The following is a 23,780-nucleotide window of genomic DNA, read 5'->3' on the forward strand; positions in this document are numbered from 1 at the left end:
GTTCTTATTCTCGAATAATCTTCACAGTATTATCATTAGATAATCTAATAATGGATGATGCGGAGCTATTCTGTTTCTCTCGGTGCAAATTTACCACATAGTCTACACCTGATAAAATGGCTTTGTCTATATTTTGGAAACTTTTGGGGGTATTCGTCCCAGAAATATTGGCGGAAGTGGATACAATGGGCTTTTTGAATTTACCAATTAGGTATTGGCAGAATTTATCCGACGCTACTCTAATAGCCAAAGTATTATCAGATGCAATGAGGTTTTCTGCCACACCACGAGGTTTATCGTAGATTATTGTGGTTGGTTTTGTAGCTAAGTCGATAAGGTCATAAGCAAGATCAGGTACTTTTTCGACATGTTTTTCTAGCATAGCATCATTTGCAACCAAACATATTAGTGCCTTGCTATCATCTCGTTGCTTTAGTTTAAAAACTTTTTGAACAGCCTCTTTATTGGTTGCATCACAACCAATACCCCAAACGGTGTCGGTAGGGTAGAGTATGAGTCCGCCATTTTCAAGAACCTCAATACATTTATTTATTTCTTCTGTCATAGCTCTTCTAAAAATTTGTTTAAAGAAATGTTTCTGGTTTAATATTAAAATGCTGGCTTAACGCAAGCCATTGAGTCCTATTTTTGTCGCCGCCTATATTCGATTTTTTAAGAGAATATTTTTGAGATCCTAAAATGGGTATTGGTGTTTCTGCCCTATTTTCAGCTAATATGGAATTCGTTGCATTTAATAATGCCATAGCTTTAAACCAAAGGTCATCTGCTTTAGGAGCCAATGCTAAGAATAATTCAGAATTAGAGATAGTATCTGAGAGTTTTTTAGGAGGATATAAAACGCCTTCTGCTCCGATAGGGATTACAGCAGATGTATTAAACGGTATTCCATCGTCGTAAACCCAATTCTTGTATGGTTGAAGCTCACCACTTATAGTATATCTAATATATCTTGTTTGATTTCCAATAATAGCTGTAGGATGTGCTTTATGTTCTTCATAAAGCAAACGAAGCCAATTAGAACGGTACATCATGTCATCATCGCAAGTAATAATAATATCTTCTGGAAAAAGTTCAAGGCTATGAATTAACTTTCTGTGAGAACAGGTTAAATCGGAATACATGATTTGAAATAAATCACTTTCCAATATTCTTAATTTACTTGGTATTTCATTTTTTAAAGATTCATGTAGCCAAAGTATTATTTTTTTTGGTCTAGAATCTTGGTTCAAAATACTTCGTATAGTTAAATACAAGGTCTGTAACCTTTCTGGTATGGAGGTTAAAGAAACAATAACAGGTATTTCTTCTTTTGTTTTAGAAACAATACTTTTAACCGAAAGCGATGAAAGTTTAATTGAAGTGTAAATAGATACAGGTATTTCTTTCAACTTCATTTTACAATGCTGTTATTTGTCGTTTATTAATGTAGACAGTCTTTTCAAGATCAAAGATAGATAAGACTTTTATATTTTTGTGGTAATTTGAAACGTAGTATGGAGATTCCTAAAATAAGTGTCATAGTTAGTACATATAATGCCGAAGAGTGGTTGAAGAAGGTGCTGTGGGGTTTTGAGCAACAAATTTTCAAAGATTTTGAAGTTGTCATTGCTGATGATGGTTCAAAAGAACCAACGAAAGAATTGATTGATGAAATGTCTAAAAAGGTTCATTATCCTATTGTACACGTGTGGCAAGAAGATGATGGGTTTCAAAAATCAAGAATATTAAACAAGGCCGTTACCGCTTGTTCTGCTGATTATATTATAATGACCGATGGCGATTGTATACCTAGAGAAGATTTCGTTCAGGTACATTATATTAATAAAGAAACTGGCTATTTCATTTCTGGGGGTTACTATATGCTTCCTATGAATATATCTAAGTTGATTACCCTAGAAGATATTGAAAAACAACGTTGTTTTAATATACAATGGCTTAAAGAAAAAGGTATTCCGCAAACTTTTAAGAACAACAAACTTACTGCTCAAGGATTTATTTCTAAGATTTTAAATTGGATTACCCCTACCAATGCTAGTTGGAACGGTCATAATTCATCTGGTTGGAAAAAAGATATCGAGAATGTAAACGGATTCGATGAACGAATGCAGTATGGTGGTCAAGATAGAGAATTAGGTGAACGACTTTTTAACTTCGGATTAAAATCTAAACAACTTCGTTATAGTGCTGTATGTGTACACTTAGATCACAAAAGGGGATATAAGACACCAGAATCGATAGCGAAAAATGTGGGAATTAGAAATACAACTAAAAAGGAGAAAAGAGTATGGACTTTTTATGGCATTACCAAGTAATACGCAAGTTCGTTCTTTTGTTCAAGTTTTTTAAGTTCTTTATAGCGCTCTAAAACGCCCAGCGAATTTAAGTGACAAATGATAAAACCTTTTTTGCCATCTAGAAAGCCAAGACGCAAAATGTAATGGTTAAAGAATTTCCAACTAGTTTTTGCAATCATCATTGCAAAACTATATTTCTTTTCTCTGTAAAATGATTCGATAGCTTTTAATCGACCATATTTCAACATTTTACCTTTGTAATCTTCGTGATTTTTGTAACAGTAATGAATTAACTTTTCTTTTAAGATACCAGAAGTTCCATCAACGTCTAAAGTTTCGTGAACTATTTTGCAATCAGAAAACGATGCTTTACTTTTTCTAAAAAGCCTGTAGTTTTTATCTGTTTGCCAGCCGCTATAATTCAGCTTTTCATTCTTGAACATAAATTGGCGATAAAACCAAAATGCAGCTATTTCAGTATCGCTAGAGACTGTTTCTGCAATCTCCATCTGTAAAGAAGTAGAAACAATTTCATCAGCATCTAAAAACAAAACCCAATCATTAGTTGCTTGTTTTAAAGCAAATGATTTTTGAGCTGTAAAATTTTCGAACGGATTTTGAATAACCTTTACTTTCGGGTGATCTTTTAAAAAATCAAAAGTTCCATCAGTACTATAAGAATCAACTACTATAATTTCATCAGCAAAAGAAACAGAATCAATACACTTTTCAATGTATCCCATTTCGTTATAGGTGATGATTAATGCGGTTAGTTTTTCTTTTTTGGTAATCATAGTAATCCAATTTGGTAGGTTGGCTCTAATCGGAGCGAACAAAGTTATAACAAAAAAGGAATTAAAAAATTGTATAAGTAGGTAAATTTCTTACAAATTTTTAAACAATAGCATTAGAGGGTTCCTTATGAGAACAAGAGTCTGTTTAATGTAAAAGGTTGCTTTTAATTTCTTAAAAATGTCAATATTGAATTCTTAGGGATGAAGAATTAATGGTAGTGAATTGTATGAAAAAGACACCTCTTGACTTCCTTCTAAGGGGGCGATGATGGTCGAGAGGTGTTTTTTTGTGGTTTAAACTGCTACGTCATACTCCCTTAGAGCATCGTTTAATGAAGTTTTCTTATTCGTACTTTCTTTTCTTGTACCAATAATCAATGCACAAGGCACATTGAATTCACCAGCCGGAAATTTCTTTGTGTAGCTACCAGGTATAACCACTGAGCGTGCGGGTACCAATCCTTTTCGTTCAACTGGTGTTTCACCCGTAACATCAATAATTTTAGTAGATGCCGTAAGAACAACATTTGCGCCTAAAACGGCCTCTTTTTCTACTCTTACACCCTCTACTACAATGCATCTAGATCCTATAAAAGCATTGTCTTCAATGATTACAGGAGCCGCTTGTAAAGGCTCAAGAACGCCACCGATACCTACGCCACCGCTTAAGTGTACATTTTTGCCAATTTGGGCGCAACTCCCTACAGTGGCCCAAGTGTCTACCATAGTACCTTCATCAACATAAGCTCCTATGTTTACATAACTTGGCATTAAAATAGTGCCAGCAGAGATATAGGCACCATGTCTAGCAACAGCATTTGGTACAACTCTAATTCCTTTTTCGGCGTATCCTCTTTTCAAAGGTATTTTGTCGTGGTATTCAAATATACCAGCCTCTAGAGTTTCCATTTTTTGGATGGGAAAATACATAACTACAGCTTTTTTAACCCATTCGTTAATCTGCCATCCATTAGAGGTCGGTTCTGCGCATCTCAATTTACCAACATCCAAAAGGTTGATCACTTCTCTTATACAATCTTGGGTTGCAGTTTCTTTCAAAAGATCTCTGTTATCCCATGCTTTTTCAATTTGTGCTCTCAGTTCTGTCATTTTCGTCAAAAATTTACTCAAATATAAGTTGAAGTTGAGGAATTCACCATTTGCGAAAGCACATATAACAAATTATCCTTTATTTTTGCCAAAAATTAAGTTTGGGAAGGATTCTTGCAATTGACTATGGTGTAAAACGTATTGGCTTGGCAGTTACCGATGAGATGCAAATGATTGCATTTGGTTTGACTACCATTGCTACTACCGAAATTTTCGCATTCTTATCTGATTATATAACTAAGGAGAAGGTTGAGCTTATTTTGGTCGGTGAACCTAAACAAATGGATAATACGGCTTCAGAATCTGAAGTTTATATCAAACCGTTTTTGGTAAAACTGGCAGAAAAATTTCCAGCGATACCTATTAAAAGGCATGATGAGCGTTTTACCTCTAAAATGGCATTTCAAACCATGTTAGATAGTGGCTTAAAAAAGAAACAAAGAAAGAATAAAGCATTGATAGATGAGATTAGCGCAACAATAATATTACAATCATATTTAAGTATAGTTTGATTTCTATGTTGATAAGATTAGAAATTTTTATAAAACGTAAATTAAGACAAGCATTTAGTTCTTATTATATTAAGAGGGACATTGCTAAATTAAAGAATACCAATTTTGTATTAATTTCAAGAAACTGTTGGGGAGGTCAAGCATATCAATGGTTAGGGTTGCCTTATAATTCCCCTTTTGTTGGGTTGTTTTTATTTGGGCCTTGTTATATGAAATTGCTTCGTGATTTTGATTCTTATATGCAAATGGAGTTAGAATTTATAGAGATTTCAAAATATGCAGATGCTTATAATAACCATCCAATTGCGCTTTTGGGTGATGTCGAAATTCATTTTCAACATTATGGAAGCATTGAAGAAGCCCGAGAAAAATGGAATAGAAGAAAGCAAAGAATGTTAGAGATTTCAAAGGAGAATTACTTTTTTACGATATGTGATCGAAGAGAGGTTTCCTCTTTGGATATCAAGGAGTTTCATAAAATGAACTTCAAGAATAAACTTTCTTTTTCTTTTGATAAAATTGAGGGTTTAACAAATCGTCAACATATAAAATTTATCAGGGATCCAAGCAAGAAAAACGGAAGTCCGCCGAACGGAAAAAAAAGATTTAAGCTTAGCTTTTTGTACTTTGACCTGATACATTGGTTAAATGAAGAAAATGTAATTAGAACTAGATTTAAAGATTAAAAATGATTTTACCCATTATAGCATACGGTGACACCGTATTGAGAAAAGTTGCTGAAGATATCGATAACGAATATCCAAAACTAGATGAACTGGTTTCTAATATGTGGGAAACCATGTATAATGCTAGCGGGGTAGGCCTTGCTGCCCCTCAAATTGGATTGCCAATTCGTTTGTTTTTGGTAGATACCACGCCTTTCTCTGATGACGAAGAGCTTACGATAGATGAGCAAAAACAGTTAGATGGTTTTAAACAAGTTTTTATTAATGCTAAAATAGAAGAGGAAACAGGTGAGGAATGGGCGTTTAATGAAGGTTGTTTAAGTATACCAGATGTACGTGAAGATGTAAATAGAAAGGATACTATTAAAATCACTTATTTGGATGAGAACTTTAAAAAACATTCAAAAACGATTGACGGATTATTAGCCCGTGTTATTCAGCACGAGTACGATCATATTGAAGGGATTTTGTTTACTGATAAATTATCTGCTCTAAAAAAGAGAATGTTAAAGGGTAGATTGACCAATATATCTAAAGGAAAGATTAGTGTAGATTATCGCATGAAATTTCCTGCAATGAAAAAAGGACGTTAAAATCATCTTATAATTAATAGAAAAGTGTAATCTTTGTCGACTTAAATTTTAAAATAGTTTATGGGTTTAGAGAAAATTTTATCCGTTGCAGGAAAGCCAGGTTTATATAAGTTAATTACCCAAACAAGAACTGGATTTGTGGCGGAATCTTTGTTAGATGGCAAACGAATAACAGTTAGCTTACGAAGTAGTGTAAGTGTATTGTCTGAAATAGCGATTTATACTCTAGAAGAAGAGGTGCCATTAAGGGAGGTTTTTCAAAAAATTCAAACTAAGGAAAATGGAGCTAAAACTTCAATCAGTCATAAAGATGAAAAAATAAAATTAGAAGAATACTTTTTTGAAGTGTTGCCTAATTACGATGAAGATCGTGTATATGTTAGTGATATTAAAAAAGTTATTCAGTGGTATAATATATTATCCGATAGTGATATAGCTGATTTCTCGAGTGAAAAAGAAGAAACAAGCGATACATCTGAGGAGGAATAAAAGTCAGTAACAATAGAAATTAAAAAAGCCCTTTTAGGGCTTTTTTTTGGTTTAATAAATAATACGAAGTCGATTTTATTCATCAATAGATGCTTTTTATCTATGTTTAAAGGTATTTCAGCGATAGTTTTCTTTAGTACACCTTATATCGACTCAAAACCTCGTTTAAACCCTTCAATTTAGCGGTATAATAGAATGGTTGAATCAAATATAATTAGCGAAGAATGAAGAGTTCTAAGGCAGAGATTAATAACGATTTAAAAGGTGTTTTTTTTGAAAATGCATATTCACCCTTTGTTATTTTGAATCGTGATATGGATTTTGTTGATATAAACCAAGCCGCGGTTGCAACACTGGGTGTTCATAAAGAAAATTTCATAGGAAAAAATATATTAGACATATTCCCCTACTTGGAAGGGACTGATCGATTTTATTCTTATAAAAACGTAATAGAAACAGGTATATCTATAGGTTTTGACGAACTCTTGTTTCAAGGTGAGAATGTTGAGTATAGATTTATGAGCAGGGCATTTAAAATTGGTGATTATTTGGGTGTTTCAACACTAGATGTTACCAAGGTTATAGGTTCAAAAGAAAAATTAAAAAAGAAGCAAGCCTTATTAACAGAAGTCAATGAAAATTTAAAAAGAAAAAATCAAGAATTAGAGGATTTTTCTTATGTAGCTTCTCATGATTTAAGGGCTCCCCTTACGAACTTGAACAGTCTTTTAGGAATGGTTATAGAATCGAATCCTAATTCTGATGAATTTAAGCCTATAGTGGAAAAAATGCAATTGGTCGCTAAAGTAATGTGTGATAAAATCCGAGCTCTTAACGAGGTCATTGCAATAAAATCTAATTTTAGTGATAATAAAGAAGAATTGGTTATTTCAGAAGTTATAGGTAATATAAAATTGAGTCATTCAGAAGAAATTATAAAAGGTAGAACCATTATTAAAGAAGATTTTTCAAGCTGTACAAAAATCGATTATAATTCTTTTCAATTAGAAAGTATTCTTCATCATCTTATGTCGAATGCTCTTAAATATAGGCATCCAGGCAGAAAATTAAGTATTAAAATAGTGAAAAAAAAATCAATGGTAAAATGCAATTGTCTTTCAAGGATAATGGAATAGGTTTTGACCAGAATTTAGCTTATAAAATTTTCAGACTTTTTAAGAGGATGCATACCCATGTAGAAGGGTTGGGTATTGGTTTATATATTATTCATTCGATTATCAATGAAAATGGTGGGAAAATCAACGTGAAAAGTCAAGTAAATAAAGGAACTGAGTTTATAATTCAATTTTAATAAGGATTACTAACACTATCTAAAATAGTAATCATCGAAGATGATGAAATCACAAATTTTATAACTAAAACAAATCTTGAGAAATTAGGGTATAAGAATATATCAATTGCATTAAATGGTAAAGAAGGCATAGTTTATTTAATGGTTAATGAATGTACTTATTTAATATTACTTGATATCAATTTGCCAGTTTTAGATGGTTGGTATTTTCTTGAAGACAATACAGATAGAAAATGTTGTCCAAATGTTCCTATACTACTTACGATTTCCTCGGGGAGACAAGAGGATTGACTAAAAGGGGGCAATCTTTGAAAATGTTATTCAGTATGTGGAAAAGCCTTTAAATTTTGAAATGTTGAACGCTATAACCCAAAAGCGAAGGCTAAAGAACTTGAATTTCATAAAAAAAGCCTTGATTTTTAAATCAAGGCTTTTTTTATGTAGCAGTTTATTTAGTCTTTTTTTATAGTCTCATAAGTGAAATCACTTTTTTTCCAATCAATTAAAGAAGAGGGGTAATACTTAACATCCATTCTATCTAAAAAGGGAGCTTGGTCTGCCAAGCGTACTTTATAATCTTCCCAGTTTCTATTTTCTTTAGTACTCCAACTAAGTTCAGAATATCCTATTATTCTTGGGAATGCTAAGTATTCTAGTTCATCTATATTACTAATTGTTTCAGACCAAAGTGGTGCTTCTACACCTAATATGTTTTCTATGGGTATGCCATATTCTTCAGGTGTCCATATATACGCAGTATCAACAGGTATGTAAGCGGCCCAGTGTAATCCGAACTTAGATAAGGTGTCATATTCCATATCTAAATATGCTTTTTTTGCAGGCGAAACGATAACTTTCATTCCTTTCTCTACCGCTTTTTTTGCATTTTCCTCACTTGCCCACCATTGTGATATGGATGTAGAATCTACATCTGCAATAGCTACTTCATCCCAACCAATCATTCGCTTACCATGTTTCTGAACAATCTTCTCTACTTTATTAATGAAATAGATGTAATCACTCTTTTTGGTCACGTGGCTTTCATCTCCACCAACATGAAAATATGGACCAGTGGTTATTGCCGAAATTTCTCTTACAACATCATCTATAAAAGTATATACTGTATCCTTATGCGTGTCAAATGTGCTAAAGCCAACATGCGTACCCTCATAAAGTTTAGGTGTTTTACCATTACCATTTAAGAACGGATAAGAAACAGAAGCTGCGTTTGTATGGCCTGGCATATCTATTTCAGGTATAATCGTCATATATCGCTCAGCTGCATAACGAACAATCTCTTTGTAATCTTCTTGGGTGTAAAATCCGCCAGATTCACCACCAACTTCTGTACTACCACCAACTTCGGTTAATTTAGGCCAAGATTTAATCTCTATACGCCAGCCTTGGTCATCACTTAGGTGTAAATGAAGCACATTTATTTTATAATAGGCTAGTAGGTCAATGTATTTTTTCACATCATCAACACTGAAGAAATGTCTTGCAACATCTAACATAGAGCCTCTATAGCCAAAGTTAGGATTGTCGACAATCTTACCTGACGGTACTGGCCAAATTTTCTGTAGAGCTAAAGTGTCGTTACTTTCAATCGGAACCAATTGTCTTAAAGTTTGTATACCTCTAAAAGCTCCTTCAGCAGTATTCGCATTAATAATAATTGAATCTTGATTTATGTATAGTTGATAAGCTTCAGGCGATTCTAAGTCTACGCTATCGCTCTGGTTGATATATATTACTCTTTCTATTGTATTGGCACCTTCAGAATTTACAGGTATGGTTAAGTTTGTTTTACTTTTTAACTTATCTGCCAAAAACGTACCTACCTCTTCAAAACCTGTTGCGTTTTTTGAAGTATAGATAGCGGTAAACTGATCTAATGCAAACGCTGAATTTGTTGGTGTTGTTTTTAAAGGTTTTGGAATCAAACTAACTTTAGATAAATCTGTTGTAGGCATCGCAATTCGTTCTTTTTTATCCTCACTACAAGCGATAAATGCTAAGGTAATAGCGGTAAAAAATAAACTTCTAATACAAAGGGTTTTAAACATCGTCTTTTATTATGGGTTGTTTACAAAATTTTTCATGGCTTCATACCAAATATCATAACCTTTTTGGTTCATGTGCAGTCCGTCTTCAATAAAAATATCAGTCATTAGTTTTCTGTTATTTAGCATTGGGTGCCAAACATCTACATAGTCTAATTGAATGTCTTTTTTAGCGAGGCGTTCGAATTTTCTATTTAACTTCTTATATTTTCTTCGAATCTCCCATCTGCTAATACTTGGTTTTGCAGCTATTAATATAATTTGAGTTGATGGGTTGTTTGCTTTTATTCGACGGATGATCTCTTCTGTGGTATCAAGAACTTGATTTGGTCTTTTTTTTGCCCATAAATCATTATCGCCCTCATAAATAAATACTTGTTTTGGGTTGTAACTTAAAACCAAATCATTCAAAAAATATAGTAAGTCAGATGATTCAGAACCGCCAAAACCAGAATTTACAATTTGATGATTTGGAAAACGCTGCTCTAGATCCTTCCATAAACGTACACTTGAACTTCCTGTAAAAACGATGGTTTCTTGGTTTGTGTCCCAAATATCATCATATCTTGCTGTAATAGCTTCGACCTCGTTTGTAAAAGTATTTTCTGATTGTGCGCTACAGTAAAAACTACTCAATGTTGTGCAAAAACAAAGTAGAAAGAGCTTACTTGTATTTAATTGTTTAGAATGATGATTTTTATATCGCATGAAATTAGTTGACTGTTGGTTTTGTTAAACTTTCGGTAAGTGCCCAACTATAAAATTGTGTAATCCAATTATCAGAAGCAAGATTTTGTTTTTTCATGCCAAAACCATGTCCACCTTTCGAGTACATATGCATTCCAACATTTTTGCCATTGGTTAACCAAGCGGAGTAAAGGTCGGCACTTGGTTTTGCAAGTCCTAATGGATCGTCAGAAGCACAAACAACTAACATTGCTGGAGCATCTTCAGGTACTTTGTAATCACCCATAACGGTCATCCAAGGGTAAACAGGTACAATGAAATTCGGTCTATTTTCCTGTGTATAGTTAAATGTTACTCCCATAGTAACTGCGCCACCAGCCGAAAAACCCATAAAGCCAATTTTGTTTGGGTCTAACTTCATTTCTTTTGCATTAGTTCTTACAAAGGTAATCGCTGCTAAACCATCTGCAATCGAAAGCGGTAATACAGGAGATACCCTTTCGCCAATTTTAGTAGGATTGGTATTTCCTTCATCTGTAATTTCTTTAATACCATCAACACCCGTAGGTACCAGTCGATATTTTAAAACAAAAGCGGTAATTCCTTTATTATTCAACCATTTGGCTACATCTCGTCCTTCACTGTTTATACTTAAACCGTAAAGGCCACCTCCAGGAGCAATTATTACACTAGTACCATTTGGTTGGTCAGCTTCATATACTTCTAATCGAGGTACAGATACATTGGTAATTACTTGAGTATCCCATATTTCTGAGAAGTACTCTTTCTCATCAGTTGACCATTTAACTTCTGGGTTAGGGGTGAACGGCAATTCAATAATACTTTGGGCGAGTATATTCATCGAGAAAAGCAAACAAGGTATGAGAAGTGTAATCTTCATTATTTTTTTCATATGAATGATTCAATTAATAGATATAAAAGTGCAGCCAATACCCCACCGATAATAGGGCCAACTATAGGTACCCAAGCATAACCCCAATCGCTTTTGCCTTTGTTTTTAATTGGTAATATCGAATGTAATAAACGCGGACCAAAATCTCTTGCTGGATTAATAGCGTAACCGGTAGGTCCACCAAGCCCGAATCCTATACCCATAACTAGTAAAGCAACCGGTAGGGCATCTAAAGAACCTAAGGAGACAGCATCTTCACCCATTGCACCGCCAGCAATATAAAAAACACCAAAAACAAGTGCGAAAGCACCGATGATTTCAGTTACCAAATTCCAAAAGGGACTTTTTATGGCAGGGGAAGTGGAAAATGTCGCTAAAATGGAACCCGTATCTTCTGTGGCCTCATATTGTTTTTTATAAGTTAACCATACTAAAAGATTACCCATCATAGCACCAAGTACTTGAGCAATTATATAACCAGGGACTAATGCCCATGAAAATTTACCTGCGGTTGCAAGACCAATGGAAACAGCAGGGTTAAGATGAGCGCCACTGACATCGGCAGACATAAATACACCAATGAAAACAGCAATACCCCATGCTAAAGAAATACCTGTCCAACCAGAGTCACTGCCTTTTGTTCCTTTTAATACTATATTGGCAACGATGCCATTTCCTATTAGAATTAACATAGCAGTTCCAATAAATTCAAAAATATATGCAATCATAGTTTGGTTGGTTTTAAGTTGTTTAAGATAAAAAAAAACGAGGAATAATTAAGAATTAAAACGGTTTGTTACATTATTGATAATTAAGACTCGTTAGATAAGTGAAACTCAATATTTTTTAATTTTTTGCATTGACTAAATTATTTGGTTTTTAAAGATTTTGTAAGGAACGCTGATTTTGTAATTCTTTGATTAGTATTGGGATTAAACAGCATAAAAATTATTTAACTTAACTTTCACATGGTTGATTATAAATTGCAAATACGCTATGAAAAATTTTAAATATGTTCTTGTTTTTTGTTCGATAATAATCTTAGGAGCCTGCTCGTCAGATGAAGGAGTTAATGAGGCTCAGGAAAGTTCATTAGTTATTGGTACTTATGATTTGACGGAAGTATATTTAAGTGCAGCTCAAGACCCTAATGAAGATGGTGTCTCTTCAGTAAATATGTTAGACGAGCTTTCTTGTTTGACAGGATTACTTACGGTAAGTGCAGATGGAACTTGGGATATGGACTTAATTGAACTGAATATAACAAGTATAACTGGAGACCTTTATGATATACGATGTGGCCGTGCAATAAATCATACCGGTAAATGGACAATTCTTAGTAATGTTTTGAATTTAAATAATAGTGAATTTTCTACTATGATTTTTAATTCTTCAACATTGACCGAAAGTATAAATGATGATTTACCAGGTATTTTAAATAGGAAGTTTTTAAAGCAATAGAACTTTTTAATTTTATATAAAGGTGTTAGTCGTTGTATCTAACACCATGCACATTCATTTTTAAAGTATAAACCGAGCCTTTGGCAGTTATAAATAAAATGTTTTGGTTTTTTCCACCAAATGTAACATTAGCAGTCCATTCTTCATTAATAGGTATGTGATGTATTTTTTCACCTTTAGGGTTAAAAATAGTTACACCCTCACCAGTAAGGTATATGTTTCCTTTATTATCAATGGTCATGCCGTCAGAACCCATATCTGTAAATAATGTTCGGTTTGTCAATGTTCCATTATTTTGAATGGTATAAGAATAGGTTTTTTGGTCTCCAATATCTGCCACATAAAGTGTTTTGCCATCTGGTGTGCCGATAATACCATTGGGCTGTACTAAATCAGTTGCAGCAACGGTAATTTTCTTTAAGTCTGGTGAAATGTAATACACATTTTTTTCTTCAATTTCAGCTGTGGTTCTTTCCCAATAGGGTCTTTGGTAATATGGGTCGGTAAAATAGATTCCTCCTTGTAAATCTACCCAGATATCATTTGGTCCATTTAATTTCTTACCCTCAAAATTAGTAATAAGCGTATCTACTATACCATTCGAATTAATTCGCCATAGCTCATTTTTATCATCTGCTGCTGCCAATAAATTTCCGTTATGGTCAAAATACAAACCGTTAGCCCTACCTGCAGGTTCTTTGAAAATACTTAAAGTGTTATCTGCTTCATTCCATTTAATAATCTTATCATTTGGTTGGTCTGTAAAATATACATTTCCATTTTTATCTGATGCAGGGCCTTCGGTAAAACTGTACTTGTTTGAAATTTGATTTAATTCTGCCCCGTCAGCAACTAAACCTACTGATTGAGATTTACAAGAAATTATTGAAATTGAGCAGATAACTGTGGTGATAAATTGAATAGTTGTTTTCATAATTGGCACTAGATATTCTTAAGATAATCCATATTGTATTTCATGCTTTCAAAAGGTGTGCTTGCATACTCTTCTTGTTCGATGTATATATGTTCTACCCCAGAAAGTTCTTTGTTTTTGAGCATTAACCCTATGTCGAGAGCTCCTTTACCAAATTCAGTACTTTCCTTTTTAGTCATATCCATATCCTTTAAGTGCCATAAGGGGAATCTGCCTGGGTACTTCTTAAAGTAAGAAATAGGGTCTTTGCCAGCAACTACAACCCAGCCAAGGTCTAGTTCCATATAAACCAAATCATTCTGGGTATTGTCCATTAAAACATCATAAAGAACCTGTCCATTTTCAGAATCAAATTCATATTCATGATTATGATATCCGAATTTGAGACCTAATTTCTTACACGCCTCCCCAGCAACGTTAAACTGTTCGGCTACTTTTTTATAATTATCAACTGTTTGCCCATCCGATGGCATTGAAGAACAAATAAGATACTCTTGCCCAGAGGCAACCGCATCTTCCATAGTTTGTTCAAATTTATCATCAAGGCGTACATGACCACTTGTAATTTTCATCCCTAAATCTATACAAGTTTGTCCCATTTCTGAAGGTGTAAGACCGTAATAATATCCTTTTGCTGAACCTGCACTTTCTATTTCTTTAAAACCTAAACTAGCAATCTCTTCTAATGTTTTCTTAGGATTTTTTAACATGCTATCTCTGAAGGAGTATAGTTGAACACCATAAGTTGAATTTTTAGGTGCAGCACAACTTAATTGTGGCATTATGAGTGTTACAGCACCGAATAGACTTGATTGTTTAAGGAAATTTCTTCGCGTCTTCATGAGAGTTGGTTTTTAGTTATAAAAGATTGTAGGTTTTATGATTTTAAATGTACAAAAACTAAACAGGAATTTTAGCCGGTCATACATGGGATACGTATTTTTGTAAAAACTTCACCAATGAATAGCAGAAAAGACCAGTTAAAAGCTCTTGATAGATTATTAACTATCATGGACGAGTTACGTGAGCAGTGCCCTTGGGATAAAAAGCAGACGATGCAATCGCTTAGGCATTTAACCATAGAGGAAACTTACGAGTTGGGTGATGCTATTCTAGATAATGACCTGAACGAGGTGAAGATGGAATTAGGAGATGTACTTCTTCATATTCTGTTTTATGCTAAAATTGGTTCAGAGACTAAAGACTTTGATATTGCTGACGTAGCGAATGCCATATGCGATAAACTAATTAATAGGCACCCTCATATTTATGGTGATGTAAAAGTTGCCGATGCAGAAGAAGTGAAGCGCAACTGGGAACAGATAAAGCTAAAAGAAGGTAAAAAGAGTGTTTTAGAAGGTGTACCACGAAGTTTGCCAGCACTTGTTAAGGCGAATAGAATACAAGATAAAGTTGCAGGGGTAGGTTTTGATTGGGAAAAACCAGAACAGGTATTTGAAAAAGTACAAGAAGAACTTGGTGAATTACAAGTAGAGGTTGCATCTGGCGAAGTCGATAAAATTGAATCTGAATTCGGAGATGTGCTTTTTTCGATGATAAATTACGCAAGGTTCTTAGGTGTTAACCCTGAAAATGCTCTAGAGAGAACCAATAAAAAGTTCATTAAGCGTTTTCAGTATCTAGAGAAAAACGCAAAACAAATGGGTAAAGATTTACAAGATATGACCTTAAAAGAAATGGATGTATTTTGGAATGAAGCTAAGACTAAAGAATAATCTTATTCCTGTAAAACGATATCGACAATTCTCGATAAATTTCTAAGTGTAATCGGTTTAATAAAATACTCTGAAATTTCAGGAAATGACTTTGCGCGGTCTACATCCTCCGAGCTTAATGAAGAAGTCAGCATATAAATTTGAATGTCTTTCTTTATTTTTTCATTTGCTACCTTAAATTCCTCCATAAATTGAAACCCATTAAGAATGGGCATATTCAGATCTAAAAGAATTATGTCTGGTAATTCATTTGTAGACTCAAAATTGTCAGATAGAATTTTTAAGGGCTGAACGGAATCTGGAAATTCAATAACATTAGTTACCGAAAGTTGCCTAAGGTTCCTCTTCATTACGTACTTTGAAATATCGTCATCGTCAATGATCCAAACTAATGGTGTGTTACTCATACTACTTATAGTTAATGGTCTTGCAGTGTTAATACAATATGAGTAACGCTTTATTATGCCCAAATAGTACATTGCCTTGAATTATATTTTAGCTATATTTTCTGAAGGCTATTCTCTTTTTTAGAGAGAAATTATTAACGAATAATCTTGCAGCTCTGCTTATTTCTAGAGTTTTTTGTATTTATTAATAGAACAACTAACTTTTTATATACCCTATAGTAAAGTGGTTATTTGTGGGGATAATTTTATTTGAATTGAAGCAAAAGAGATTATTTGCTTATTTTTTCAACAATTTAATACAGTTTTCTCTAAGCTGAAATAGGCTAATTAGAAGTACCTTTGTCAAAATTTTAGATTAAGTTTTGTTACAAAAATTCACCAAAGAATTTAGATATAATATTAAGCTTTCCGTTCCTGTAATTCTAGGAATGTTGGGTCATACTTTCGTGCAATTGGCAGATAATATCATGGTTGGTCAATTAGGTACGGCTGAATTAGCTGCCGTTTCATTGGGAAATAGTTTTGTATTTATAGCAATGTCATTGGGTATAGGTTTTTCTACCGCAATTACACCTTTGGTTGCGGAGGCTGATGGAGCAAGCAATAAAAAGGATGCTAAAAGTGCATTAAAACATGGTTTGGTGTTATGTACTGTTTTGGGGTTGACATTATTCGGATTGATTTTACTGTCGAAACCAGTAATGCACATTATGAATCAACCGGTTGAGGTAGTAGCGTTAGCATTACCATATTTAGATTTGGTCGCATTTTCATTGGTTCCACTGATAATTTTTCAAGCATTTAAACAATTTTCAGAAGGGTTGTCGCAAACGAAATACCCAATGTATGCGACTATTGGTGCTAACATTATCAATATCATATTAAACTATCTTTTAATATTTGGAAATTTTGGGTTTCCAGAAATGGGTGTAGTAGGGGCTGCAATTGGGACATTGGTATCAAGGATTATTATGGTATTTTATTTATGGTTTATCCTTAAAAGAAAAGAAAAATTCAAATACTATGTAACCGGTTTCAATTTTGCTAAAATTGAGAAAAAGGTGATGAAGAAAATAATTCAATTAGGATTCCCTTCATCATTACAAATGTTTTTTGAAGTTGGTATTTTCACCTCTGCGGTATGGTTAAGTGGTGTTTTAGGTAAAAATGCACAAGCAGCCAACCAGATTGCCTTGAACTTAAGTAGTATGACCTTTATGTTTGGTATGGGGTTAGGGATAGCGGCTATGATACGAGTTGGAAATCAAAAGGGCTTGACGAATTTTACGGAGTTAAGGCGTATTGCCCAGTCCATATTTTTATTGACCTTTTTATTAGAAATTTTCTTTGCTATTCTTTTCTTATTAGGTAGGTATTGGTTCCCTTCATTATATTTAGATATTAATGATGTAGCCAACATCACTGATAATACAGAGGTTATAGTTATTGCGGCTGAGTTATTATTGGTGGCTGCGTTTTTTCAAATTTCAGACGGAATTCAAGTAGTAGTATTAGGGGCATTACGTGGATTGCAAGATGTGAAAATACCAACGGTTATTACTTTTATTTCTTATTGGTTAATAGGGTTTCCTGTAAGTTTTTACTTGTGCCTTTACACAGATTTGAAAAGTACCGGTATTTGGATTGGTTTGCTTACGGGTTTAACCGCATCGGCCATTATGTTGTATCTTCGATTTAATTATTTAACAAAAAAGCTAATTGCTGGGTAACGGTTGTTGAACTGTAATAGGCAATTAAATTTCAACTTATATAGTACATTTTTTATGGAATTTCCAAAATTTTTATTGGGTGACAATACTGATTATCCAACAGCAATATTTGTTGTACATACCGAGTTTCCAAGGTTTATTATAAATCTTGAAAATGACGAAGTAGAATGGCTTGAAGAATTTTCTAAAGAAGACGAAAAAGAATTAGAAGAGGAAGCAGAAAACTTAATAGTAGCTGCCACAGCTTTTTACGATAGAGAAGTCTCTAGATACGAAGAATAAGTAATATGCTTCAAGAGTTATTACAATTAGATAAAGATTTTTTTATATACCTCAACGGATTGGGGACACCCCAATGGGATAATTTATTTCAATTTATATCCCATAAGTTGAGTGCTGTCCCATTGTATATATTTCTTCTTCTACTTTCGTATCAAAAATTCGGAATTAAAAAAACTTTAGTTTTATTAATTTCCGTTGCTTTGTTAATCACTGTCACTGATCAATTAAGCAACTTTTTCAAGTATGGCGTTGCTAGATTAAGACCTTGTCATGATCCCGAAATAATGCCGGTAATGCGCTTGGTTAAAAGTTATTGTGGTGGGCAGTATGGTTATTTCTCAGCTCACGCCGCTAATGCTTTTGCTATTGCAGTGTTTTTTGGCAGTATTTTGAAGTCTACCATAAAATATATTGGTGTCTTTTTAGTGTTATGGGCTGCTTTGGTTGCGTATAGTCGCATCTACCTTGGCGTTCACTTTCCACTAGATATTATTACTGGCGCGGTAATAGGTTCATTGTTCGGCTGGTTGTTTGTAAAGTTATTTATATTTGCACTTCGCAAATTCTCCCTATGATATCCAATCTAAGGTACTGGTTTTTAATTGCTTTGATATTCATGGTTTACGTGGCAGGTATGTTTGTTACGTTGTTTGAGAATGATTCTGCTCAGTTTTCGGTAATGGCCATGCGAATGGTTCAAGAAAATGATTTTTTTAGCTTGTTTAAAGGTCCAGAGGAGTATTTAGATAAGCCACATATGCATTACTGGCTTGCCGCTTTATCCTATAAAATTTTTGGATTGCATGATTGGGCATACAGAATACCTGGTATTTTGGCCACACTACTAGCAGCATATAGTTGTTATGGTTTAGGAAATCTTTTATATGGCAAACATGTTGGTAAATTATCAGCCTTAATTTTTATGACTGCCCAAACAATTGTATTGGGAGCCATAGATGTACGTACCGATGCGGTATTGACAGGCTTTAGTATTTTGGCTATTTGGCAACTTACCAATTATATAGAAAAAGGTTCTTTAAAAGGAATTATAATAGGAGCTTTTGCGGCGGGTATTGCATTCTCCACAAAAGGGCAGATTTCTTTATTGGTTATTGGTTTACCTATTTTGTGTCATCTTTTGTATACGGGCAAATGGAAAGTATTTTTGAGTTGGAAGGTATTAGTGGCGCTTTTGGTTTTTGGTGTGACCATTAGCCCTATGTTATATGCTTATTACTTACAATTTGATTTACATCCTGAAAAAGTAATTCGTGGAAAGGATAACCGTAGTGGAATATTCTTTATTTTTTGGGAACAAAGTTTTGAACGATTAAGTGGTGAAGGAATAGGAAAAAATAGTAGTGACTTTTTCTTCTTTTTTCATACTTTTTTATGGGTATTTCTACCTTGGACAATTCTTGGAATTGCAGCTTATTACGCTAAGGCAAGAAGACTTATCAAGCTTAAATTTAAGTACAACGCCAAGTTTGAAGTATTAACCTTAGGGGGAATAACTTTAATTTTTGCAGTTATTAGCTTTGCTCAATTTAAGCTGCCACACTATTTAAATATCACCATTCCTTTATTTGCCGTTTTAACGGCATCTTATCTCTATGATTTATATCGATTTGATAGAGAGAAAGCAACACGATTACTGATGAAGGGTCAGTATTTTATACTAGGCGTGGTATTCATTGCCTCAGCCTTAATTTGTTTTTATGTATTTGAATTAAAGGGAATAGTAGCTTATATCTCTCTTATAATTGCAGGGGTAATTATTATCTTCTATGCATTAAAACGAGAGGGTGTTTATGTAAGATTAATTACTATTTCTGTGTGTGCATCATTATTATTGAACGCTGTTTTGAATTTGCATTTTTATCCTAATTTATTAGAGTTTCAAGGCGGCTCTTCAATGGCAAAAATCATTAAACTAAAAAATATTCCTGTAGACAGAGTGTATAAGGTTAGTTCAGATTATACTTGGTCTTTAGATTTTTATAATCAATATCCTGTTCAAATAGCAACGCCAAATTTACTAAAAGGTAAAAAGGATATTTGGGTATATGCTAGTGATGAAGATATGTCAATGTTGCAGAATAGTGGCCTAGATTGGAATTCTCAAATTTCTGTAGATCAGTTTCGCATAACTCGTCTTCAAGGCAAGTTTTTAAACCCAAGTACACGTAAAAAAGTTACACGTAAAATGCATTTGCTGCATATTTACTAGGTAGTCTTTTATTGCTTTGAAGTTTCTTTAGATTCTAGCGTTATTTTTTTGAAGTGATACCATACCCCAGCTAAAGAAACTATCGCTGTAATTAAAAAGAATAATACGCTTACACCAACCGATATACTCTGATCTAGCCCTAAAAGCTGTGCGCCATAAAAAAATGTAACTTCACGACTACCGATGCCTCCTAGGGTTAATGGAACTACCGCTACGATTGATGAAACAAGGAAAATGATAAGATATGCGATTTGATTCAGTTCTATTTTCAGAGCAAACAAAATAAACCATATACTTATTAATTGCGCCAACTGTACCAAAGCCGATAAGACTGTGGTTTTCCAAAAAATGGGAAGCACATAATTGAAAAATCTTTTGTTTAAAAACCAAAATACCACTACGGACAACGGAATAGCTAAAATGAGCATCCATCGAAAACCATTTAGGGCTTCTAAATCTAGAAAAGATAATAAGGAACAAGCATAAATAAAGAGTAGAAGAAGACCTCCTAAACGGTCTAACACCAAAACACTCACCATTTTTTTGGTAGGTACATCGAAACTCTTTTTTAAAATGTAGCCTTTATATGCATCACCACCAATGCCGCCTGGCAAGAAGAGGTTATAGAACATCCCCAAAAGGTACAGTTTAAGATTACTTTTATGGGTAAGAGGTATACTAAGTTGATGAAAATAAAGATTAAGCCTCACAGCCGCTATCACCTTAGAAATGATAAAGAAAATAGCTGCACCGAATAAATAAGCAGGATTACTCTTTACTAAAATCTCCTTTATTTCTTCTACATTAATTTTTGTAAGGATGAAATAAATAAGAACTGCACTGATAAGGACTTTTAATCCGGTGGTTACTTTCTTATTTAACTTCGCCACCTACACTTACTTTTTTAATGCGGTACGGTCTCTTCTTCTGTGATTCATAATACGTACGTATTAATAGTTCCATAACAATACCTATGGTGAACAATTGAATTCCTGCAAGAATGAACATCATTCCGAACATCAATAAAGGTCTTGTGCCTATATCTTCCCCAAAACCTACTTTCACGACTAAGAGATATAAATTTATTATTATACCCAATAGGATTAATAAAAATCCGAATATTCCGAAAAGGTGAATGGGGCGTTGAAAGTATTTGCGAATAAATAGCAGTAGCATCATATCTGCTACCACTTTAAATACCCGTTCTAAACCATACTTGGAAACTCCAGCATGACGTGCATGATGTTTCACAGGAATTTGTTTTATTTGTGCACCTTCTAAATGCGCCAAAAGGGTAATAAATCGGTGCATTTCGCCATAAAGGTTTAAATCTTTGGCGATATCCTTAGTGAAAACTTTGAGGGCACATCCGTTATCCTTTATATCTAATTTGGTGATTCTACGCACCAGAAAATTAGCGATTTTAGAAGGAATCTTTTTAACTAAAGAATCCTTCCTTTTTTGACGTATACCTGTTACTACATCATATTCCTCACTTACAGCATAGGTAAGCATCTCAGGAATATCGGAAGGGTCGTTTTGCAAATCCCCATCCATAGTAATAATATATTCACCTTCTGCATAATCAAGACCAGCCGCTAAAGCTAAACTTTGCCCGTAATTTTTCTTAAGTTCTATAAGATGAACTTTATCATCTTTTAGGGCTTTTACTACTTTTTTAGTGTCGTCTTTAGAAAAATCATCAACATAAATAATTTGATAATCGTAGCCTACCAAGCTTTCGTGGATTTTTTGTGTCAATAATGCCACATTATCTTCTTCGTTATATAAAGGAACAACGACCGAAAGTAGGGAAGTGGTAACAGGTTGCATTGGGTTGTTTTTGGAATAGCTGCAAAGTTATGTTTTTTATCGTTAAGATGAAGAACATGATTATTACTACATCTTTCTCAACCTAATTTGTTGAAAGTATGTTTAATAGTTTTTCTGCAGCTGAAAAAGGTGAAGTATTGCCATTGATTACTTCCTCTTTAAGTAAAGGCAATAACTTTTTTGTTTTCGGATTTTGATAGAATTTCGATAAAAGCTCTTGTTCTAGGTATTGAATAAGCCAATTTTCATTTTGTTGTTGCCTGTTTTTATTAAAATAACCGGTTTCTTTCATAGTTTGGCAATAGTTGAATATTAATTTCCAAATCTCTTCTAACCCTCTATTTTCTAATGCAGAACATGTTAACACTTCAGGAGACCAACCATTCTCTTTTGGCGGAAACATATGTAAAGCTCGGGCGAATTCCATTTTTGCCTGAGCAGCATTTTGTACATTGTTTCCATCAGACTTATTGATGACAATAGAATCTGCCATTTCTATAATTCCTCTTTTTATCCCCTGTAATTCATCTCCAGCACCTGCTAATTTTAAGAGTAAAAAAAAGTCTACCATATCATGAACGGCTGTTTCACTTTGCCCTACACCAATAGTTTCAATTAGAATAATATCGAAACCTGCTGCTTCAAGAATAACAATACTTTCTCGAGTTTTTCTAGTAACACCACCAAGTGAAGAACCAGAGGCAGATGGTCTAATGTAGGCATTAGGATTTTTCACTAATTCTTGCATTCGAGTTTTGTCTCCTAGAATACTACCTTTTGTTCTACTGCTTGAAGGGTCAACGGTAAGCACGGCTACTTTTTTTCCTAAACCTGTAAGTAAGTTACCAAATTGTTCTATAAAGGTACTTTTGCCAGCTCCAGGGACACCGGTTATGCCTATTCGAATAGTGTCATGATTCTTTGAAATACAGCCTTCTATTATTTTATTAGCTATACTGCGATGTTCTGGTTTTGTACTCTCAATAATGGTAATAGCTTTACTGACAATAGCAATATTGTTCGAGAAAATACCCTCAATTATTTCTGTAGTGCTAAGGTTGGCTATATTCATTAAAACAGCTTGAGTTTTTGGTAGTACTATTGTAAATGTACTATTTGTATATGGGAACCATAATTTTAGTAGTATCCCATGCCAAACTTAAATTATTTTGAGTCTTATTATTTATCTCGATATCCTCAAAATTAATAGATAAACCTTCTACTGGTTCTTCTAATTTTTTGGTAGGTACTTCAATAGTCAAGTAGTCGTATTTCGCTTTATGAGTAGTTTGGTTGCCATCTACACGGGTTACGCCCCATTCGGGTATTTTAGTGTTAAAAATGACCTTCCAAGAATCTTTGTTAGGTATCGTCCATAAAGAATACCTTCCTGCAGGCAAAGTTTTGTCGATTATTTTAATTTGCTTGGTCGTGGTAAATGTGGTAGGCTCATTGGCACCAGTTCGCCATATTTTACCAAAAGGCACTAACTCACCAAAAATTGTTCTTCCTTTTTTTGACGGACTCGAATAATCTACTTCTAACGAGCTATCTCCAAGGTCTAAAGTAGCTGTTTTTTCGGGACTGAATTTTTTGGCTTCATTGTGTACATAGGGTATTGCAATAAAATATATGAGAGCTATAAGCACAATAATACCAATGAGAATTTTTATCAATACTTTCATGTGCTATA

General features: G+C 33.8%; 28 protein-coding genes and 1 pseudogene. 14 read left to right on the forward strand and 15 right to left on the reverse strand.

Features of this window, described 5'->3' with window-relative positions; translation table 11 throughout:
* Positions 1-4: 4 nt before the first annotated feature.
* Positions 5-565 carry an L-threonylcarbamoyladenylate synthase gene (locus B5X55_RS02160; protein ID WP_079510915.1) on the reverse strand — a complete coding sequence of 187 codons (561 nt, stop codon included), beginning with the start codon at positions 563-565 and terminating at the stop codon, positions 5-7.
* A 19-nt stretch (positions 566-584) separates the two neighbouring features.
* Positions 585-1,415, reverse strand: a complete 831-nt coding sequence (locus B5X55_RS02165) for a hypothetical protein (protein WP_079510917.1) — start codon at positions 1,413-1,415, stop codon at positions 585-587.
* Positions 1,416-1,514: 99 nt separating this feature from the next.
* On the opposite strand from B5X55_RS02165, the gene B5X55_RS02170 reads away from it, so the two are divergent.
* Positions 1,515-2,333 carry a glycosyltransferase family 2 protein gene (locus tag B5X55_RS02170; RefSeq protein ID WP_079510919.1) on the forward strand — a complete coding sequence of 273 codons (819 nt, stop codon included), beginning with the start codon at positions 1,515-1,517 and terminating at the stop codon, positions 2,331-2,333.
* On the opposite strand, the gene B5X55_RS02175 is transcribed toward B5X55_RS02170, so the two are convergent.
* Both B5X55_RS02175 and B5X55_RS02180 read right to left on the reverse strand, forming a co-directional pair.
* Positions 2,315-3,109: a glycosyltransferase family 2 protein gene (locus B5X55_RS02175; RefSeq protein WP_079511089.1), complete on the reverse strand. Its 795-nt coding sequence runs from the start codon at positions 3,107-3,109 to the stop codon at positions 2,315-2,317. The genes B5X55_RS02170 and B5X55_RS02175 overlap by 19 nt on opposite strands.
* Positions 3,110-3,403: 294 nt before the next feature.
* Entirely contained in the window at positions 3,404-4,219 is an 816-nt protein-coding gene (locus B5X55_RS02180; protein ID WP_079510920.1) for a 2,3,4,5-tetrahydropyridine-2,6-dicarboxylate N-succinyltransferase, read from the reverse strand.
* A 101-nt stretch (positions 4,220-4,320) separates the two neighbouring features.
* Here B5X55_RS02180 and ruvX point away from each other — a divergent pair, with 101 nt between their 5' ends.
* The 7 genes from ruvX to B5X55_RS19255 all read left to right on the forward strand — a co-directional run bounded on the left by ruvX (position 4,321) and on the right by B5X55_RS19255 (position 8,102).
* The gene (gene ruvX, locus B5X55_RS02185; RefSeq protein ID WP_079510921.1) at positions 4,321-4,731 is read left to right on the forward strand and encodes a Holliday junction resolvase RuvX; all 411 of its coding nucleotides are present in this window, start codon (positions 4,321-4,323) and stop codon (positions 4,729-4,731) included.
* A 5-nt stretch (positions 4,732-4,736) separates the two neighbouring features.
* Positions 4,737-5,417: a DUF1919 domain-containing protein gene (locus tag B5X55_RS02190; protein ID WP_079510922.1), complete on the forward strand. Its 681-nt coding sequence runs from the start codon at positions 4,737-4,739 to the stop codon at positions 5,415-5,417.
* Between the two features lie 2 nt (positions 5,418-5,419).
* Positions 5,420-6,010 (forward strand): peptide deformylase, encoded by a 591-nt coding sequence (gene def / locus B5X55_RS02195; RefSeq protein WP_079510923.1) that lies wholly within the window; start codon positions 5,420-5,422, stop codon positions 6,008-6,010.
* A 60-nt stretch (positions 6,011-6,070) separates the two neighbouring features.
* On the forward strand, positions 6,071-6,499 hold the full coding sequence (locus tag B5X55_RS02200) for a DUF5606 family protein (RefSeq protein ID WP_079510925.1): 429 nt from the start codon (positions 6,071-6,073) through the stop codon (positions 6,497-6,499).
* Positions 6,500-6,813: 314 nt separating this feature from the next.
* On the forward strand, positions 6,814-7,635 hold the full coding sequence (locus tag B5X55_RS02205; RefSeq protein ID WP_234999644.1) for a phytochrome family protein: 822 nt from the start codon (positions 6,814-6,816) through the stop codon (positions 7,633-7,635).
* Positions 7,605-7,811 carry an ATP-binding protein gene (locus B5X55_RS18945; protein WP_234999645.1) on the forward strand — a complete coding sequence of 69 codons (207 nt, stop codon included), beginning with the start codon at positions 7,605-7,607 and terminating at the stop codon, positions 7,809-7,811. Before B5X55_RS02205 ends, B5X55_RS18945 begins: the two co-directional genes overlap by 31 nt.
* Before the next feature lie 33 nt (positions 7,812-7,844).
* Positions 7,845-8,102 (forward strand): hypothetical protein, encoded by a 258-nt coding sequence (locus tag B5X55_RS19255; protein WP_394332829.1) that lies wholly within the window; start codon positions 7,845-7,847, stop codon positions 8,100-8,102.
* Positions 8,103-8,263: 161 nt separating this feature from the next.
* Here B5X55_RS19255 and B5X55_RS02215 read toward each other — a convergent pair whose 3' ends face one another.
* The 4 genes and pseudogenes from B5X55_RS02215 to B5X55_RS02230 all read right to left on the reverse strand — a co-directional run.
* The gene (locus B5X55_RS02215; RefSeq protein ID WP_079510928.1) at positions 8,264-9,877 is read right to left on the reverse strand and encodes a beta-N-acetylhexosaminidase; all 1,614 of its coding nucleotides are present in this window, start codon (positions 9,875-9,877) and stop codon (positions 8,264-8,266) included.
* Positions 9,878-9,886: 9 nt separating this feature from the next.
* Complete coding sequence (locus tag B5X55_RS02220) at positions 9,887-10,582, reverse strand: SGNH/GDSL hydrolase family protein (protein WP_079510929.1); 696 nt, start codon at positions 10,580-10,582, stop codon at positions 9,887-9,889.
* Between the two features lie 4 nt (positions 10,583-10,586).
* Entirely contained in the window at positions 10,587-11,474 is an 888-nt protein-coding gene (locus B5X55_RS02225) for an alpha/beta hydrolase (RefSeq protein WP_234999646.1), read from the reverse strand.
* Positions 11,471-12,205: pseudogene (locus B5X55_RS02230) on the reverse strand (MIP/aquaporin family protein); the annotation flags it as partial. The pseudogene B5X55_RS02230 and the gene B5X55_RS02225, both read right to left, overlap by 4 nt.
* A gap of 265 nt (positions 12,206-12,470) precedes the next feature.
* On the opposite strand from B5X55_RS02230, the gene B5X55_RS02235 reads away from it, so the two are divergent.
* Positions 12,471-12,935 (forward strand): hypothetical protein, encoded by a 465-nt coding sequence (locus tag B5X55_RS02235; RefSeq protein ID WP_079510933.1) that lies wholly within the window; start codon positions 12,471-12,473, stop codon positions 12,933-12,935.
* 25 nt (positions 12,936-12,960) lie between these two features.
* Here B5X55_RS02235 and B5X55_RS02240 read toward each other — a convergent pair whose 3' ends face one another.
* Complete coding sequence (locus B5X55_RS02240) at positions 12,961-13,869, reverse strand: SMP-30/gluconolactonase/LRE family protein (RefSeq protein ID WP_079510934.1); 909 nt, start codon at positions 13,867-13,869, stop codon at positions 12,961-12,963.
* An 8-nt stretch (positions 13,870-13,877) separates the two neighbouring features.
* Positions 13,878-14,711 carry a sugar phosphate isomerase/epimerase family protein gene (locus B5X55_RS02245; RefSeq protein WP_079510935.1) on the reverse strand — a complete coding sequence of 278 codons (834 nt, stop codon included), beginning with the start codon at positions 14,709-14,711 and terminating at the stop codon, positions 13,878-13,880.
* Between the two features lie 117 nt (positions 14,712-14,828).
* Here B5X55_RS02245 and mazG point away from each other — a divergent pair, with 117 nt between their 5' ends.
* Positions 14,829-15,605, forward strand: coding sequence for a nucleoside triphosphate pyrophosphohydrolase (mazG, locus tag B5X55_RS02250; protein ID WP_079510936.1), 777 nt, complete (start codon positions 14,829-14,831; stop codon positions 15,603-15,605).
* A 2-nt stretch (positions 15,606-15,607) separates the two neighbouring features.
* Here mazG and B5X55_RS02255 read toward each other — a convergent pair whose 3' ends face one another.
* On the reverse strand, positions 15,608-16,012 hold the full coding sequence (locus tag B5X55_RS02255) for a response regulator (RefSeq protein ID WP_159447514.1): 405 nt from the start codon (positions 16,010-16,012) through the stop codon (positions 15,608-15,610).
* A 362-nt stretch (positions 16,013-16,374) separates the two neighbouring features.
* Between B5X55_RS02255 and B5X55_RS02260 the strand changes: the two genes are divergently transcribed.
* From B5X55_RS02260 to B5X55_RS02275, 4 genes are read left to right on the forward strand one after another with little or no spacing between them, the layout of a single operon-like run.
* Entirely contained in the window at positions 16,375-17,742 is a 1,368-nt protein-coding gene (locus B5X55_RS02260) for an MATE family efflux transporter (protein ID WP_079510938.1), read from the forward strand.
* Between the two features lie 54 nt (positions 17,743-17,796).
* Positions 17,797-18,024 (forward strand): DUF8828 family protein, encoded by a 228-nt coding sequence (locus B5X55_RS02265; RefSeq protein ID WP_079510940.1) that lies wholly within the window; start codon positions 17,797-17,799, stop codon positions 18,022-18,024.
* 5 nt (positions 18,025-18,029) lie between these two features.
* Positions 18,030-18,599, forward strand: a complete 570-nt coding sequence (locus B5X55_RS02270; RefSeq protein ID WP_079510941.1) for a phosphatase PAP2 family protein — start codon at positions 18,030-18,032, stop codon at positions 18,597-18,599.
* On the forward strand, positions 18,596-20,254 hold the full coding sequence (locus B5X55_RS02275) for an ArnT family glycosyltransferase (protein ID WP_079510942.1): 1,659 nt from the start codon (positions 18,596-18,598) through the stop codon (positions 20,252-20,254). The genes B5X55_RS02270 and B5X55_RS02275 overlap by 4 nt, the downstream gene beginning before the upstream one ends.
* An 8-nt stretch (positions 20,255-20,262) precedes the next feature.
* Here B5X55_RS02275 and B5X55_RS02280 read toward each other — a convergent pair whose 3' ends face one another.
* From B5X55_RS02280 to B5X55_RS02295, 4 genes are all read right to left on the reverse strand, one after another.
* Positions 20,263-21,144: a lysylphosphatidylglycerol synthase transmembrane domain-containing protein gene (locus B5X55_RS02280; protein WP_079510943.1), complete on the reverse strand. Its 882-nt coding sequence runs from the start codon at positions 21,142-21,144 to the stop codon at positions 20,263-20,265.
* Positions 21,128-22,087 carry a glycosyltransferase family 2 protein gene (locus B5X55_RS02285; protein ID WP_079510944.1) on the reverse strand — a complete coding sequence of 320 codons (960 nt, stop codon included), beginning with the start codon at positions 22,085-22,087 and terminating at the stop codon, positions 21,128-21,130. Before B5X55_RS02285 ends, B5X55_RS02280 begins: the two co-directional genes overlap by 17 nt.
* An 82-nt stretch (positions 22,088-22,169) precedes the next feature.
* Positions 22,170-23,159: a methylmalonyl Co-A mutase-associated GTPase MeaB gene (gene meaB / locus B5X55_RS02290; RefSeq protein ID WP_079510946.1), complete on the reverse strand. Its 990-nt coding sequence runs from the start codon at positions 23,157-23,159 to the stop codon at positions 22,170-22,172.
* Positions 23,160-23,199: 40 nt separating this feature from the next.
* Complete coding sequence (locus tag B5X55_RS02295; RefSeq protein WP_079510947.1) at positions 23,200-23,772, reverse strand: DUF2911 domain-containing protein; 573 nt, start codon at positions 23,770-23,772, stop codon at positions 23,200-23,202.
* Between the last annotated feature and the right edge of the window lie 8 nt (positions 23,773-23,780).

This window comes from Maribacter arcticus (assembly GCF_900167935.1).
Taxonomy (GTDB): Bacteria; Bacteroidota; Bacteroidia; order Flavobacteriales; family Flavobacteriaceae; genus Maribacter; species Maribacter arcticus.